This is a genomic window from Pseudobacillus sp. FSL P4-0506 (genome assembly GCF_038003025.1).
In the GTDB taxonomy this organism is placed as follows: domain Bacteria; phylum Bacillota; class Bacilli; order Bacillales; family Domibacillaceae; genus Pseudobacillus.
Genome location: NZ_JBBOOI010000001.1, coordinates 1148846 through 1164725 on the forward strand (window position 1 = coordinate 1148846; position 15880 = coordinate 1164725).

The window sequence follows — 15880 nt, forward strand, 5'->3', positions numbered from 1 at the left end:
ATATGGGAACAGCTGATAATATCACTTGGCATCATACAGCCATTACAAAGGAAAATCGCCATCTTTTGAATGGGCATAAAAGTTGTGTGTTATGGTTCACTGGATTATCAGGATCTGGAAAATCCACCTTGGCAAATGCGGTAGATGAAGCGTTGTTTCAACAGCAATGCAGAAGTTATGTTTTGGACGGGGATAACATCCGTCACGGCCTAAATAAGGATCTCAGCTTTCAAGAAGAAGATCGGAGAGAGAACATCCGCAGAATAGGAGAAGTGGCTAAATTATTTGTTGACAGCGGCCAAATTGTTTCTTCTGCCTTTATCTCTCCTTTCCGTGAAGACCGGCAGCTAGTAAGAGAGATGTTTAAACCAGAGGAGTTTATTGAGGTTTTCGTGAATTGCCCCATCCAGGTGTGCGAAGAGCGGGACCCAAAAGGTTTATATAAAAAAGCGAGAAAAGGCATGATCCCAGAGTTTACTGGAATCACATCCCCTTATCAAGTTCCCTATCATCCTGAAATCGTTATCGAGACCGATCAAATGACGATTGAACAATCTGTTGAAAAGATAGTTGCTTACTTAACCGCGAAGAAGATCCTGTAACCAGGATCTTCTGTTTATTTTCTCCTCCAATTAGGGGAGAGAACATTGACCTTTTGAAATCTAAATTCATAAATATAATCGATAAGGCTCGTGGAGAGAAACTGGCAAACAACAGCGTAAATAACAATTTTATAATCAATAATGAGAGAGGTTAGTAAAAAGATAAAAAGGTTAATTCCCATCATCACTTTTCCAGGGCTCCAGTTTTTATAGGAGGCAATCATCAATGCCGGGATGACCATTCCCCCGCTGGAAGCGCCAACTCGAATTAAGATCCCGACTCCGATACCGAAAAAGATGCTTCCTGCTAACATATCGAAAAAAATATGTACATGCATATGAGGAATTTGATAAGTCAGAATGCTAATAGTCGTAGAGGTAGCCGCAACGGAAGTGATTGTCCGAAATGTCCAGGTGAAGCCGAAGTAATTTAGGGCAAAGAGCAGAAAGGCAGCATTTGCCAGCCATAAGGAAAAGCCGAGAGGCAAGTGAAACCAATGATTCATCAGGAGGGCTAAGCCTGCCGCTCCGCCAGAGGGGATGGAGTGTGGAAATAAAAATAAAGACATGGCCATTCCTTGCAAGAACGCTCCGATGAGCAGATAGAAATAGGTTAGCAGGAGTCTCCTCATAACTATTTGAACAGATCCTTCAAATTGATCTTTATATCCTCCATATTTATTCCCCCTTAAAGACTGTCTCTCCTTGTCCATTTTATGAGGGAAACACGAGAATATGTGTGATTTTGATGGAGGTTACTTATTAAAATAAGCCTGAGCAATAGGGAGAACAAAGTCTGGTTGCAAGTAAAGCGCCTAAATTAGAGGAAAGCTTAATTCACTCCAACTTAGGCGCAATATTTATCGTACGATTCTTTTGTATCCGGAATAAGTAGCCAGGAAATAGCCGCCGTACACAGTAATGATAATCAGTCCGGTCAACAGGGAAGGGAGCAGTACATTCCCGCCGCCCGCTACCATGATGGCTTTGTTCACAACTTGCACACCAAAGACAGAGTGGAAGATTGCCAAGGAAAGAGGCATCATGAAATAAATAAAAATTTGTCTGAAGATGGCTTTGTTGATTCCTCTTTTTGTTACGCCGATTTTCTTTAAAACGGTGTACCTTTCCACGTTATCACTTGCTTCTGACAGCTGCTGCAAAGCGAGTACGGCAGCGCTGGAAATCAAGAAGACAATGCCAAGATAGATCCCGATGAACACGGTAATAGCTGATGTGCCAGTGTATGATTCGTAAACCATTGATTTCGTTGCTCCTCCTAAAACGAAGCCATACTCCTTTTGGGAAGGTCCTGTCATAAAGGGATAAAGTAATTTGTACAACGCTTCATCCTTTGCTTTTTGACCGCCCTTGTACTGGATATTAACAATGGAGTTGGCCGGTTTCATATGAGCAACTGCTGCATCCGGTACGACTGCTGTTAAGTATTCCATCCCTTTGAAATCGGTTGAAGGGGAAAAGTTGACGACTTTACCGGCAATTCGGTATGTTTGGCCGTTCAGCTTTATAGTCTTATGTTCTTTCGTAAATCGTTTGAAAGTATCTTTAAAAGTACCAGCGCTAGAGACAAGCAGAATTTCATCCTTTTTAGGCGCTGCTGGCTCTTTTCCTTGCATTTTTGCAATGGCTTTATAATCAGATCGGGTGATAGCCATTACATAAACATCATCGAATTTTTTCTGAATAAGCTGTTCTGTACTTTTATCCTTGTACGGAAGCAGCAGCGGCTTTAGCATTTGGTCGGTCTGATAGCGGTTAAAGCGGTACGTCTTTCCGTAAGCATCCAGGTCCAGTTCGAGCTGCTTCTCTGCTTCACGGATGTCTTTTGCTTTGCCTTCTTCCTGTATAAGGAGGCTTAAGCTGGCGTCAAAAGGTGTAGACGTATCCAGGTCTTTATTCATGGCATCTTTCAAGCTGAAGCCGGTGGAAAGGACACCGATTGTAAAAAACAGCATTAAACAAATAATTGTCATCGATAAAAACGTCGTATTTACTTTGCTGTTGATTTGTCGCAGCACAAAGATGTTAATATCGTTGAAGTAAATCTTCTTTGACTGCTGGATGATGTTCAGGGCGAACCCGGACAGTGACATGAAAAACAGCAGAGTTCCAAAGGCTCCAAGGCCAACACACGTCCAAACGATTTTCATGCTTTCCATTAATCCGTACTTAAGCATGACTCCATAAGAAACAGCTAAAATAATGAGCGATAAAATAAACAAGGCAACAGAGACGGAGGTTTTTCGCACCTTTAGCTGCTCATTCTTTTTGGCTGCTGTTAATAAATCAATCAGTTTGTATCTTGAAACAACGATACTGTTAAAAAGCATCACTAATAAATAAATAATCCCAAAGTAAAGAATGGTTTTTACCATGGCATCATTGGAAAAGACAAATGTATAGCCCGTAAAATCAACATTAAACAATGAAGCAGCCAAAAGTGAGAGGCCTTGAGAAATAAATACCCCGGCCGCCAAACCAGCTGCTAATGAAAGAATGCCGACAGCGAGTGTTTCGGTAACGAGAAGCTGGGAAATTTTATACTTCCCCATCCCAAGTGTCATATATAAACCGAGTTCCTTCTTCCGCCGCTTGATCAGGAAGTTATTAGCAAAGATGATAAGAAAGCCAAGAACAGCAGAAACAAAAACTGAAATAAAGGAAAGAAGTTGCTTGAGCCTATTTATCATTTCTGACTGGCTGGCAGACAGGTCTTGCATGGCTTCTTGATCAGCTATCGAGTTAAAGCTGTAAAAAATACAAACGGCAAAGGTCAAGGTCAGAAAGTAAATGAAATAATCTTTAAAGCTGCGTTTCACATTGCGCATAGATAGCTTAAAAAACATTGTTCGTGTCGCCTCCCAAAAGAGTCACCACTTCGATAATGCGGTTAAAAAATTCCTTTCGCGAATCTCCGCCCCTTATTAGTTCGTTAAAGACTTTGCCGTCTTTAATAAATAAAATGCGTTTCGCATAGCTGGCGGTGAATGCATCATGGGTGACCATTAAGATCGTTGCCTTCATTTCGTCATTCAGCTTCTCAAACGCATCGAGCAGCAGCCTGGAGGATTTTGAGTCCAGCGCTCCCGTAGGCTCATCTGCCAAAATGATGGAAGGATTTGTTACGATAGCTCTGGCGGAAGCGACACGCTGCTTCTGGCCGCCGGACATTTGATAAGGAAATTTATTTAATACGGAGCTGATCTCTAATTTTGATGCTGCTTCCTCCACTGTTTGCGCAATTTCTTTTGGATTGCGTCCTTGAATGGTTAACGCAATCGCAATATTTTCAAAGCCCGTTAGTGTATCGAGCAGGTTAAAGTCTTGAAAGATAAAGCCAAGTTCATCGCGCCGGAATTTCTCAAGTTTTCCGCCTTTCAATTTAGTAATATCAGTACCGTTAATCTGAATATGGCCTGTTGTGACATGATCTATCGTGGAAATGCAGTTCAATAGGGTCGTTTTTCCGCTTCCGGATGGTCCCATGATGCCAACAAATTCTCCTTTTTCCACCGTAAAACTAATATTGTCAATGGCTTTCGTTACATTGCCTTTATTGCCAAAATATTTTTCAATCTGTTCTACTTTTAATACGGAATTCAATTTTGCCACGCTCCTTTATCTGGTACGTTCAGTGTACCGCTGTTAAAAGAAAACACATATTGCTTTTGTTTGCAGAAGACTTACATTTTTGTAAGATTAAAAAAGAGCCGTTGGTTACGGCTCTGAGGCTGCGGAGGAACGATCCCTTTCGCTGTTATTAGTTACTGCTCTAGCAGAGTCACTTTGCTTTTTGGAAAGATAATTCGTGCTTCTGTGCCGGCGTTTTTTTGTGATTGAATATCCAGTCCAAGATGGAGTTTATCAGCGAGTTTTTTACAAAGATACAATCCAATGCCTGTGGAGCTTCCAAAGGCCCGGCCATTTTCTCCGGTAAATCCTTTGTCGAAGACCCGCCGGATGTCTTTTTCACCAATGCCAACACCATTATCAACAATATGCAAGATAAGATTATGTTCATGCATGGTCGTAAAGATGCGAATCTTTTTCTCCTTTTTTTGGCTGTACTTAATGCTGTTGCTAATAAGCTGATTGATAATAAATTCGACCCATTTTTCATCAGAATAGACGACTTCATTAAAATCCGCTAAGTCCAATTGGATTTTATTATGGATAAATGCCTTCGCATTCTTTTTAAGCACATTGGTTACGCAGGGCTTCAAGCTGAATTCTTTCACGAGATAATCATTGCTTGTACTGCTGCTGCGCGCATAGTACAGCGCCTGCTCGACGAACCCTTCAACTTTTTCGAATTCTTCATAGACTCCTTTTACATCGGAGCTCTTATGATTATCAAGAATTAATTTGCCTGCAGCGATAGGGGTTTTAATTTCATGAACCCATGTTTCGATATATTCCCGATATTCTGTCTGCATCTGTTTGTACTTATTCACATGTTCATGCATCTGCTTGTTTGTTGACTGTAAGATATCATGAACAATCTTGCCTTCTAAGAAATCCGGTCTTTCTACCACTTCTGAAAGCAGGTATTGCTGATCCAGCAGCTGTGCATTCATAATCAGCGGCTCATAATAATTTTTTCGCTGCCAGAACTCAAGTAAATATGAAGTGAGGAGGGGAATGAACCAACAAATAAAAACGAGAATAATCAGCCAGCCTGGGACATGGACAAACCATAAAAAAAGCGCGATCGAAGCGAACAGAAGCACGTTAATAAATAAAAAAGCAGACCTTTCTTTTATATACGTGAGCATCCTCATGACAAGATATACCCAAGACCGCGTCGCGTTTCGATCGGATTTTTCATGCCCAGACTCTCAATTTTTCTACGTAAGCGGGTCATGTTGACAGATAGGGTATTGTCATCAACGAACAGATCGGAGGACCATAAATGCTCCATTAGTTCTTCTCTGGAAACGATGCTGCCTTTTTTCGTCATTAAGTAATGTAGAATTCTCAATTCGTTTTTTGTTAAATCCTGCTGCTCGCCCTTATAAGAGACCGTTCCATTAGATAAGTGGAGCTTCAATTCTTCAAATGTCAGCACGGACGTTTCTAATTGTTTATAGGTTCGTTTAAGCACGGCATCAATCCGTGCAAGCAAAATCTGTGTATTGTAAGGCTTCGTAATAAAATCATCAGCTCCAAGGTTCATGCTCATTAATTCGTCCATTTCATTATCTCTGCTTGTCACAATAATAATTGGCACTTGGGATGTTTTGCGAATCTCACGGCAAATGAAGTAACCGTCAAATACAGGTAAATTAATATCGAGCAATATTAAATGGATATCCTCCTTATTTACATAAGAAAGAATATGCTCAAAATCATCCGGTGCCTCAACTTCATATCCATAAGCGGTCAAAAAATGCTTGAGCTCATGGCGAACAGTTTCGGCATCTTCTATGATTAAAATGTTCATTTTTTGCAAAGCAATCACTCCTTTAAATGCTGCAATGGCCTCTAGAAAGCCTAAAATGAGGCTGCCTATATTTTACTTTTTCGGCCTCGAAAATGAAAGCAGTGGTTGGAAAAAATGAAAGTGTGTGGCAAAGATTTCTTTGTTAAAAACTACTTGAGTGTTTTAAGCACCAGTAACAAAAACTATATGTGCTTGAAAAAGCAATCTAACAGAGGGCAGGTGGAAGGACGATGAGAAATAACATTCAATTATTGCCTATCGTTGCTTCAATCGGCATTGGAGCAGTTGCTTACAGCATGATGACTGGCCGGAGCGGACAACTTCCCAATGTCATTCCCCAGCTGACGAATATGGGTGGACAGGGAATGAATACCCGATCAAGAAAGACACCTATACAGTAAAAGCAAAAGGGCGCCCGAACATTTAATTTGGGCGCCTTCTTTTTTGCTTAAATAAATATAATAAATATAAGCTCGTTTATCAAGGATTGGCAATTAACTATCTGGCATCATTGTCTGAAATTTGTTTTCTAAATATTGACTGAAAAAGACCGATGTCTTAAAGTAGAAGTATGTAAAAGTGAGGTGAGGATGTTGGGAAGGCAGTAGAAAGAAATGTAAACATGTTTGCAGGCAGTGTAGCTCGGTTTATGGACAGAAGCAACCAGACTGATTTTTGTGAGCAAACAGGCCGGATCAAGCCTCAGCGCGCGAAAAAAAGGACGGTTGAATAGAGATATTCATTTTAATTTAACGGAGGTGTAATTCCTTACGGCACAATGTAGCCGCAAGGATCTTATTTGGACATATTAAACTTAATCATGGTTGCCTTTTTGATTGCATTAACCGGTTTCTTTGTAGCGACCGAGTTTGCAATCGTAAAGGTAAGAAGCACAAGAATCGATCAGCTGGCAGCTGAAGGACGGGCGAATACGGAAGCTGCAAAGAAAGTGATCTCGAATCTTGATGAGTATTTATCCGCATGTCAGTTAGGAATTACGGTAACAGCTCTCGGACTCGGATGGCTCGGTGAACCAACTGTAGAACACTTGCTGCATCCGCTGTTCGTGCGCTTAGAATTAGCTGAGTCTGTTGTCAGTGTCTTATCATTCTTGATTGCTTTTTCCACGGTTACTTTTTTGCATGTCGTTGTGGGCGAATTAGCGCCAAAAACGATAGCGATTCAAAAGGCAGAACAAGTTACGTTGCTGGCTGCCAAACCAATGATTATTTTTTATCGTCTTATGTATCCATTTATTAAGATACTGAATGGATCATCTACGCTGTTAATCAAATTATTCGGCTTTAAGCCGGTTTCAGAGAGTGAAATGGCTCATACAGAAGAAGAATTGCGTATGATCTTATCAGAAAGCTTAAAGAGCGGAGAAATTAACCAGTCAGAATATAAATATGTAAACAATATTTTTGAGTTTGATGACCGTGTTGCTAAAGAAATTATGGTACCCCGTACGGAAGTGACGGCGTTTGATAAGTCGCACACCGTTGAACAGTGTATTGAAATAGCAATGGAAGAAAACTATACCCGATATCCGATCGCTGACGGCGATAAAGACCGGATTATCGGTATGGTGAACATGAAAGAAGTTCTGACAGATTACATCAAAGATGAAAAGAAGAAAAATGTAACAATTGATCATTATATTCGTCCTGTTATTCAAGTAATTGAATCGATTGCCATTCATGACTTGCTTGTAAAAATGCAAAAAGAACGCATTCAGATGGCCATCCTAATTGACGAATATGGCGGTACGGCTGGACTTGTTACAACAGAAGATATTCTTGAAGAAATCGTTGGCGAAATTCGTGATGAATTTGACCAAGATGAAACCCCAATGATTAAAAGAATTAATGATCAGCAGCTGATACTTGACGGTAAAGTATTGCTCACTGAAGTAAATGATTTGTTCGGTTTGGACATCGACGAAGAAGATGTTGATACGGTCGGCGGCTGGATTCTAACTGAGAAATTTGAAGTTCAGGAAGGCGATACAATCGAACGAGGAGGCTGCACGTTTAAGGTCATCGAATTGGATGGCTATCACATTAAGTTTGTCGAAGTAACGAAAGCAGCTCCTGCGCTTTCACCGGTGATTGGAGAAATAGAAGTGATAAAAGAAGCCTGATTCGCTTAATGCGAATCAGGTTTTTTTATGAACCTACCCGGGCGTTGTCTTTAAGGGAGTGAAGAGCAGCTATTTTATTCGTTTACATGCTTTAACGTATCAATACTTTAATGTTTTTTTACTTTAACGGATGTTTTTGCAAGATAGTATTTTTTGCTTTATAATGACACCGTTATCAGAAAGTTTTAAATAGTCTTAAGTGTGAAGGCAACTGAGATAACAAAGGAGGAAGAGGAGATAAAAGAATAATATATTGAGAATGAAGTTTTGTAGGATTCAGTCAATGGGTGTGTCAACAGATTAGGCTTTGCTAGGAAAATTCTAATTTCCTATTTTGCAAACGCTTTCTTTAAGGTAGAACTGTTATATGTTCTCTTATAAAAAAGTAAAGGAGACTATGCATGAAAAAACCCTCATTTTTAGCCTCGATGATCGTAGTATTGATCGTTATTGCCATACTTGGAATAAGTATTCTTCATTATGGTGTTGCACCTCAGATTCCAATTGTTATTTCAGCAATTTTTGTTGCCTGTTACGGCCTTGTATTAGGTGCTAAGTGGAAAGAACTCGAGAATGCTATGGCGAAAGGGATTTTTTATGGAATCCCCTCTATCCTCATTCTTTGTTTAATTGGGATACTGATAGGTGTATGGGTGCTGAACGGAACAGTCCCAACGATTACTTATTATGGCTTGCACATCTTGTCTCCCGACTTTTTCCTCATGTCAGCTGTACTGATTTGTGCAGTTGTCTCTGTTGTCTGTGGAAGTTCATGGAGTACGATGGGAACGATTGGCGTTTCCTTGATGGGGGTTGCCTACGCTTTAGACATTTCTCCGGCAATGACAGCCGGTGCCATTGTTTCCGGTGCTATTTTTGGTGACAAAATTTCTCCTCTTTCAGATACGACTAATCTTGCAGCTGCAACAGCAAAGGTGAATATTTATGAACACATCAAACATATGTTATGGACGACCATTCCAAGTCTTATTATTACACTAGCTATATTTACTGTGATTGGATTGCTTACGGATAGAGGGCCTGTAGACAGCGAACAGATCAGCACTATTGTTCGCGTGCTGGACCGTGAATTTATGATTACACCATTGACACTGCTCTCGCCTTTATTAATCATTTTTTTGGCTATAAAGCGGATGAGCCCTATTCCATCGCTGGTCATTGGCTTAGTAGCAGCAGTTTTAACTGCATTCTATACTGTTCCCAATGTATCGTTTGGGACGATCATGTCGACAGCTCACAATGGGTATGCTGCGGATACAGGAGTAGAGGCGATTGATAATCTGCTTTCAATTGGAGGGCTAAGCAGCATGTTATTTGGCGTTTCGTTGATCCTAATATCACTTGCTTTTGGAGGGGTCATTCAGCAGGTGGGGATTGCCCATTCCATTATTGAGGGGATTAAAAAAGTATTAAGAAGCAGGGGAAATGTCATTACCTCAACTGTTTTGTCATGTCTGGGAATTAACCTGACCGTTGGCGAACAATACTTATCTATCATTTTGCCTGGACAGCTGCTGGAATCAGCTTATGCAAAAGTGAAGCTTCATCCTAAAAACTTGTCGCGAACACTAGAGGACGCAGGAACCATTATCCATCCGATAGTCCCCTGGGGAGTAACTGGAGCCTTTATTATGTCCACTTTAAATATAGGAATGGAATATGCTCCCTACGTTTTTATTAGTATGATTACACCGATTATTGCCATTGTTTATGGTTATACGGGAATTGGGTTAGCACCTTTGCAGGAAGAAGAAAAAGAAACAGTAAAACCAGTTGAAAACAATAGTCAATCGATAAGAAAGATAATGGAAGGTTAATAAAGGTTAGGAGGAATAGAAATGAAGTCAACGATAACAGCAGAAAATATAAATAGTCAGTGTACAGGCTCATTTGATCTATTTGCAAAAATTCAAGGCCATGAACAGGTACTGTTTTGTAACGATCCAGCTACAGGGCTGAAAGCCATTATTGCGATTCATGATACGACACTCGGTCCAGCGCTGGGCGGCACAAGAATGAAGCCTTACCGTACATTTGAGGAGGCTCTGGAGGATGCCCTGCGGTTATCTCGGGGGATGACTTATAAAAATGCAGCGGCTGACAATGATTTTGGCGGGGGGAAAGGGGTAATTATTGGCGACCCGGCAAAGGATAAAACACCAGAACTGTTTCGTGCATATGGACAATTTATTGATTCCTTAAATGGCCGGTTTTATACAGGAACAGACATGGGAACCGTTCTGGATGATTTCGTTCATGCGTATAAGGAAACAAGCTGTATTGCTGGTTTGCCTGAAGAGTACGGCGGAGGAGGCGAGACATCCATTCCTACAGCTTTAGGAGTGTTGTATAGCATTCAGGCGGTTGCCAATACGCTATGGGGGAACGAAGATTTAGCAGGCAAAAAATTTGCTGTTCAAGGATTAGGGAAAGTCGGTTTTAAAGTAGCAGAACACTTGCTGGAGCAGGGGGCTGATTTATATGTGACAGATGTTTCGGAAGAAGCGGTGCAGGCCTTGCTGCAGAAAGCCAAGCAAAAGGGAGGAAAAGCAGCTGCTGTTAAGGGAGAGGATATTTATGGAGTGGAGGCTGATATGTTTGTTCCATGTGCGATCGGTGGCATCATTAATGATCGGACCATTGAGCAGTTGAAAGTGAAAGGAATTGCCGGTGCAGCGAATAACCAGCTTCTACATGAAGGGCATGCGAGGGTATTAAGGGATAAGGGCATTCTTTATGCCCCTGATTACATTGTCAACAGCGGCGGTGTGATCCAAGTAGCGGACGAGCTATATGGACCGAATAAAAAACGGGTATTAAGCAAAACAAAAAATATCTATTATTCTATTCTTGAAGTGCTCCAGCAAGCAGAAAATGAAAATGTGACAACAGTAGAAGCTGCTAACTTGATCTGCGAAAAAAGGTTGGAGGCAGGAAAGAATAGAGATCACTTTTTTTCACCGAATAAGCGTCCGAAATGGCAAATTCGCCGTTAAAAGAAATCCTCTTCCCTCCCAAGGGCTGTCCTGCTTTTAAATGGTCATTTGCTGGCAGGGCAACCGATCTTTGTATCGAGAGAGCAAAAGGTGATGAAAGATAAAGCCTCTTGGAAACAACTCCAAGAGGCTTTGCTGCTATTGTTTATACGAGTTCAAGCGTAAGCAATGGAGGATTTTCAATGAGGGCCTTAAAGCGGTTTGTAAAAGCGACAGCTGCTCCTCCATCAGCGACCCGATGATCGAAGGCCAGTGTGACATTCATCATCGATCGGATAACAATCTCATCCTGTTCATTGACAATCGGCATTTTCTTCGTTTTATGAAAAGCCATTAGTCCAGTTTCCGGAAAATTGATAATCGGTGTTGCTCCAATACTGCCCATCGGGCCAACATTACTAATAGTAAAAGTGCTTCCGGTCATTTCTTTTACAGTTAGCTTATTTTCCTGTGCCTTTTTCGTTAAGTCTTTCATCTCAGCATGAATCGCACGCAATGATTTTTTCTCAGCATTTCGTAAAACTGGAACGATTAATCCTTCTTCCGTGTCAGTCGCCAGTCCTATATGAACTTCTTTTTCAAGCTTAATTACTTCTTTCCCTTCATCTAACTTGGCGTTAAAAATAGGATACTCTTTTAATGAGATGGCTAGAGCCTTTATGAAAAAGGCCACAACAGATATATTTACATCCAGTGCTTTCAATTTTTTACGATAGTTCAGCAGAGCTGTCATATCGATTTCTTCAAAGTGAGATACATGCGGAATCGTATAAAGAGACTTTGTCATCTTCAGGGCAATCTGTTTCCGACGACCTGTAAATGGAATCGTTTCAGTCTGCTTTACTTCGCATCTTCCATCTGTTGATGAGGGAGTACTCACTTCTACATTGGATGCTAGGGAAGCATCAGGTTTCCTATTTTCAATAAAACGATAAACATCTTCCACTGTAATCCGTCCAGCTCGCCCTGTGCCTTGAACTAGCTTCAAATCTACTTGATGCTGTCTAGCAACTTTTCTAGTATAAGGAGCGGCTTTTACTCGATCGGCCAGCTTGTTTTTTGCAGGAAGGGCTCCCGATATTGCTCCGCCCTGTGGTGCTGACTTTTCGGCAGGGGACGGGAGCTCCTCCTTTATAGAGCTGCTATTTTTTGGGGCAGGTGGGTTTTCACTGGCTTCTACTGTCAAGACTGTAGTGCCGACAGCGATGGTGTTTCCCGTTTCAATAAGAATATCTTTCACAATGCCTGAAACAGGGGAAGTCAATTCTGCTACCATTTTTGCTGTTTGAACTTCCACCAATGGCTGATCAGCACGGACGCGGTCGCCTTTTTTTACAAGGTAGGTAAGAATATCCCCTTCGGCCAGTCCCTCGCCAATATCGTGTAATTTTACTTCAATCATTTCTTAACCTCCTAAAAATGAACGACCGTATGAATGGCTTCTTTCACGCGAGCAGGGGTCGGCAGATAGTGTTTTTCCAATGCCCAAAATGGGACGTGGACGTCAGCTCCCGTAACACGTTCAATCGGAGCTTTCATATATAAAAAGGATGTATCATTAATAATGGAAATAATATCGTTGCCGACACCACCTGTTGCATGGGCTTCATGTACAATCACACAGCGGCCTGTTTTTTGTACAGATTCCGCAATGATGTCTTTATCAATAGGATAAAGGGTTCGCAAGTCAATAACGTCGCAGGTTATGCCGTCTTTCTCTGCTTCTTCTGCGGCTTTTATCGCCACTGGCATCATCGCTCCCCAAGCAATGATGGTTACGTCTTCTCCTTCATGCACTTTTCGCCCTTTTCCGATTTCAATGCTATATTTCTCTTCAGGAACTTCTTCGCGGACGGAACGGTATAAATGCAACGGCTCTAAAAATAGAACGGGATCGGGGTCTTCAACTGCTGAAATAAGCAAACCCTTTGCGTCACACGGGGTGGAAGGACAGACTACTTTGATCCCAGGCATATGGGTAAATAATGCTTCCACGCTGTCTGAATGGATCTCCGGTGCGCGTACACCTGCTCCATATGGGGCCCGAATGACTAATGGCACTGTAAAGGCTCCTTTTGAACGGTAGCGCATGCGTGTCGCATGTGTCATGATTTGTTCGTAAGCAGGATAAACAAAGCCTAAAAACTGAATTTCAGCAATGGGCAGCAGTCCGTTTAGTGCCATCCCAATAGAAGCGCCCATCAGACCCGATTCACTCAGTGGAGTGTCAAAAACACGCTTTTCACCAAATTCTTCCTGAAGCCCGTCAGTCGCACGGAACACTCCACCATTTTTTCCCACGTCTTCTCCGAGTATCACCACTTGATCCTTTTCTTTGAGAACAGTACGTAGTCCATCGGTAATGGCCTGAATAAATGTCAGTTCTTTCGTTTTCGCTGCCGTTAACATTTTACGATTCCCCCCGCAAGTGTTTCAGATATTGTTTCTTTTGCTCTTCAATCGTCCATGTAGGTGTTTCGAATATATAATCATAAATATCGTTTACATCTGGAGGAGGCATGGACTCCATTTCTTTCACTGCTTCTTCGATTTCTTCTGCAGCTTCGTCATGCACACGTTGAACCCATTCATCGTCCCAATAGCTGTTATTTTTCATAAACCGTTCAAGACGGATCACAGGATCGTATTCACGCCGTTCTTCACTTTCTTTCTGATCGCGATATTTGCTTGGGTCATCAGCTGTTGTATGAGCGCCATATCGCCACGTAACAGCTTCAATTAGCGTCGGCCCTCCGCCACTGCGAGCACGTTCAAGTGCGGTCGCCGTCTCAAAGTAAACGGCGAAGATGTCATTTCCATCTAAGCGGACACCGGGTATATCATAAGCGATCGCTTTTTGAGCAATCGTCTTCGAATTCATTTGTTTTGAAATAGGAAGTGAAATAGCATAGCCATTGTTTTGATTAAAGAAAACGACCGGCGCCTGATAAACGCTAGCGAAATTCAAGCCTTCATGAAAATCCCCTTCAGACGTAGCACCGTCACCAAAATAAGCGATTACTGCTTCCGACGTGCCTTTAAATTTGGCCGCCATTGCGGCTCCAGCAGCAAGAGGAAGCTGAGTGGCAATAGGTACAGATGGCGGCAATATTTTTTTCCCTTCTGGAGGAAGGTTGCCTTCTACTCTTCCATTCCACGAGGATAAAATGGCATAGGACTTTCCAAACGTAATGCTAGCCGCATGGTCACGGTAGGTTGGAAACATCCAGTCATCTTCAGCAAGGGCAAATGCACTGCCAACCTGTGCGGCTTCCTGGCCTTCAAATGGTGGATATGTACCTAGCCGGCCCTGGCGTTGCAGGCTCTTAGCTTTGCGGTCCAATGTTCTCATACAGATTAGCTGTCGATAAAACTTCTTTACTAATCCTTCATTGATAACGCTTTCATAGGAGGGGTCTGTTATCTCTCCTTTATGGTTGAGGATTTGCCGCATAGGAAAATGAGTATTGACTTCTTTTTCATACAAGTTGGGAGGAAGTATTGTTTTCTCAGCCACTCTCTACACTCCTTTTTAATTTCTTAATAAAATGAATTTTATAAATTATCTGTGATGATGTTCTACATCTTAATACATAAAAAAATATCGCGCAAATACCTACTTTAACGCGTTTTTTCTTTATGGTATCAGCCTTTTACTCTATTAAAGGACGAATATAAGAAACGGAGAGAGTGTGTTTAATAAAGAAAAAAGCCGGCAACTCCTATAGTAGGAAATTGTCGGCTTTACTTATTTTTTTACAAGAATACAAAATAAATAACAGCTGCAATAACAATCCGGTAGATGGCGAACGGCGTCAATTTGATTTTATTAATAAGTGCCAGGAAGAAGCGGATGGATAGCAGGGCAAAGATAAAGGCACTGATAAAACCGACGATAAAAAACGGAAGAACATCGATCGTAAAGTATTCCCAATTTTTAATGAGAGACACAGCGCTCGCTCCTGCCATGATCGGCATGGCCATAATAAATGTAAAGTCCGCCGCTGCTCGGTAGCTCATGCCAAGCAAGACGCCCCCGGAAATAGTAGAACCAGAGCGGGAGAAGCCGGGCCATAAGGCTATACATTGGAATAAGCCCATGAGAAAAGCCTGCTTGTACGTAATATCGTCCACCGTTTCTGCTTTCACCCGTCCCGGCGCAAGCCAGTCCGCTGCAAGCATGAGCAGGGCACCGGCAACGAGCCCGATTAATACGGTGTTTATGCTAAACAGATGTTCATCGATATAATCTTCAAATGCTAGTCCGAGTACCATTGCAGGGATTAGTCCGATAAAAATGTGCACCAATGTCAGCCTTGAGCCGGTTCGGTTAGCTGTCCCGCTGCTTTTTTGTAATCCAAGCAGATTAAGGATGCGGTCTTTAAAGACAAAGACAACAGCTAAGATGGAGCCAAGCTGGATGACTACTTTAAATGTATTAGCCACCGGCTCTGAAAACAAGTCCTTCGATTTCAGCAAAATATCATCTACAATAATCATATGCCCTGTAGAAGACACAGGAGCAAATTCGGTTGCCCCCTCCACAAGTCCGAGGATTAGAGCAACAAATAGTTCCCACAAATTCATTTTTTCACCTCAAAGAGTAAAATAAATAGCCACTTAACGATTGTAGGGCTACAATGAAAATATGTCT

Annotated in this window: 14 protein-coding genes; 5 read left to right on the forward strand and 9 right to left on the reverse strand. The window is 41.8% G+C overall.

What is annotated here, in order from left to right:
* Positions 1-2: 2 nt before the first annotated feature.
* Entirely contained in the window at positions 3-602 is a 600-nt protein-coding gene (gene cysC, locus MKZ02_RS05525) for an adenylyl-sulfate kinase (protein WP_120034745.1), read from the forward strand.
* Positions 603-616: 14 nt separating this feature from the next.
* Here cysC and MKZ02_RS05530 read toward each other — a convergent pair whose 3' ends face one another.
* From MKZ02_RS05530 to MKZ02_RS05550, 5 genes are all read right to left on the reverse strand, one after another.
* A complete protein-coding gene (locus MKZ02_RS05530; protein ID WP_120034743.1) occupies positions 617-1234 on the reverse strand; it encodes a YitT family protein in 618 nt (205 codons plus the stop codon).
* Positions 1235-1462: 228 nt separating this feature from the next.
* Positions 1463-3469, reverse strand: coding sequence for an ABC transporter permease (locus tag MKZ02_RS05535; RefSeq protein WP_340852322.1), 2007 nt, complete (start codon positions 3467-3469; stop codon positions 1463-1465).
* Positions 3459-4226: an ABC transporter ATP-binding protein gene (locus MKZ02_RS05540; RefSeq protein WP_120034739.1), complete on the reverse strand. Its 768-nt coding sequence runs from the start codon at positions 4224-4226 to the stop codon at positions 3459-3461. Before MKZ02_RS05540 ends, MKZ02_RS05535 begins: the two co-directional genes overlap by 11 nt.
* 161 nt (positions 4227-4387) lie before the next feature.
* Positions 4388-5404, reverse strand: a complete 1017-nt coding sequence (locus MKZ02_RS05545; protein WP_120034737.1) for a sensor histidine kinase — start codon at positions 5402-5404, stop codon at positions 4388-4390.
* Positions 5401-6066 (reverse strand): response regulator transcription factor, encoded by a 666-nt coding sequence (locus MKZ02_RS05550; protein ID WP_340856332.1) that lies wholly within the window; start codon positions 6064-6066, stop codon positions 5401-5403. The genes MKZ02_RS05545 and MKZ02_RS05550 overlap by 4 nt, the downstream gene beginning before the upstream one ends.
* A gap of 230 nt (positions 6067-6296) precedes the next feature.
* Here MKZ02_RS05550 and MKZ02_RS05555 point away from each other — a divergent pair, with 230 nt between their 5' ends.
* The 4 genes from MKZ02_RS05555 (at position 6297) to MKZ02_RS05570 (ending at position 11226) form a co-directional block, all read left to right on the forward strand.
* On the forward strand, positions 6297-6467 hold the full coding sequence (locus tag MKZ02_RS05555; protein ID WP_182917022.1) for a hypothetical protein: 171 nt from the start codon (positions 6297-6299) through the stop codon (positions 6465-6467).
* Between the two features lie 398 nt (positions 6468-6865).
* Positions 6866-8209 (forward strand): hemolysin family protein, encoded by a 1344-nt coding sequence (locus MKZ02_RS05560; protein ID WP_340852324.1) that lies wholly within the window; start codon positions 6866-6868, stop codon positions 8207-8209.
* A 401-nt stretch (positions 8210-8610) separates the two neighbouring features.
* On the forward strand, positions 8611-10047 hold the full coding sequence (gene nhaC / locus MKZ02_RS05565) for a Na+/H+ antiporter NhaC (protein WP_340852325.1): 1437 nt from the start codon (positions 8611-8613) through the stop codon (positions 10045-10047).
* Positions 10048-10068: 21 nt separating this feature from the next.
* Positions 10069-11226, forward strand: a complete 1158-nt coding sequence (locus tag MKZ02_RS05570) for a Glu/Leu/Phe/Val dehydrogenase dimerization domain-containing protein (protein WP_340852326.1) — start codon at positions 10069-10071, stop codon at positions 11224-11226.
* A gap of 145 nt (positions 11227-11371) precedes the next feature.
* Here MKZ02_RS05570 and MKZ02_RS05575 read toward each other — a convergent pair whose 3' ends face one another.
* The 4 genes from MKZ02_RS05575 to MKZ02_RS05590 all read right to left on the reverse strand — a co-directional run bounded on the left by MKZ02_RS05575 (position 11372) and on the right by MKZ02_RS05590 (position 15813).
* Complete coding sequence (locus MKZ02_RS05575; protein ID WP_340852327.1) at positions 11372-12628, reverse strand: dihydrolipoamide acetyltransferase family protein; 1257 nt, start codon at positions 12626-12628, stop codon at positions 11372-11374.
* 11 nt (positions 12629-12639) lie between these two features.
* A complete protein-coding gene (locus MKZ02_RS05580; protein WP_120034731.1) occupies positions 12640-13635 on the reverse strand; it encodes an alpha-ketoacid dehydrogenase subunit beta in 996 nt (331 codons plus the stop codon).
* A gap of 1 nt (position 13636) precedes the next feature.
* Entirely contained in the window at positions 13637-14680 is a 1044-nt protein-coding gene (gene pdhA, locus MKZ02_RS05585; protein WP_340856333.1) for a pyruvate dehydrogenase (acetyl-transferring) E1 component subunit alpha, read from the reverse strand.
* Between the two features lie 302 nt (positions 14681-14982).
* On the reverse strand, positions 14983-15813 hold the full coding sequence (locus MKZ02_RS05590) for an undecaprenyl-diphosphate phosphatase (protein ID WP_340852329.1): 831 nt from the start codon (positions 15811-15813) through the stop codon (positions 14983-14985).
* Positions 15814-15880: the final 67 nt, after the last annotated feature.

Excerpts from the sequence above, each read along its gene's own strand:
- cysC (WP_120034745.1), top strand. The coding sequence starts at position 3 with ATGGGAACAGCTGATAATATCACTTGGCATCATACAGCCATTACAAAG.
- MKZ02_RS05530 (WP_120034743.1), bottom strand. The coding sequence starts at position 1,234 with ATGAGGAGACTCCTGCTAACCTATTTCTATCTGCTCATCGGAGCGTTC.
- MKZ02_RS05535 (WP_340852322.1), bottom strand. The coding sequence starts at position 3,469 with ATGTTTTTTAAGCTATCTATGCGCAATGTGAAACGCAGCTTTAAAGAT.
- MKZ02_RS05545 (WP_120034737.1), bottom strand. The coding sequence starts at position 5,404 with ATGAGGATGCTCACGTATATAAAAGAAAGGTCTGCTTTTTTATTTATT.
- MKZ02_RS05550 (WP_340856332.1), bottom strand. The coding sequence starts at position 6,066 with ATGAACATTTTAATCATAGAAGATGCCGAAACTGTTCGCCATGAGCTC.
- MKZ02_RS05555 (WP_182917022.1), top strand. The coding sequence starts at position 6,297 with ATGAGAAATAACATTCAATTATTGCCTATCGTTGCTTCAATCGGCATT.
- nhaC (WP_340852325.1), top strand. The coding sequence starts at position 8,611 with ATGAAAAAACCCTCATTTTTAGCCTCGATGATCGTAGTATTGATCGTT.
- MKZ02_RS05570 (WP_340852326.1), top strand. The coding sequence starts at position 10,069 with ATGAAGTCAACGATAACAGCAGAAAATATAAATAGTCAGTGTACAGGC.
- MKZ02_RS05575 (WP_340852327.1), bottom strand. The coding sequence starts at position 12,628 with ATGATTGAAGTAAAATTACACGATATTGGCGAGGGACTGGCCGAAGGG.
- MKZ02_RS05580 (WP_120034731.1), bottom strand. The coding sequence starts at position 13,635 with ATGTTAACGGCAGCGAAAACGAAAGAACTGACATTTATTCAGGCCATT.
- pdhA (WP_340856333.1), bottom strand. The coding sequence starts at position 14,680 with ATGCGGCAAATCCTCAACCATAAAGGAGAGATAACAGACCCCTCCTAT.
- MKZ02_RS05590 (WP_340852329.1), bottom strand. The coding sequence starts at position 15,813 with ATGAATTTGTGGGAACTATTTGTTGCTCTAATCCTCGGACTTGTGGAG.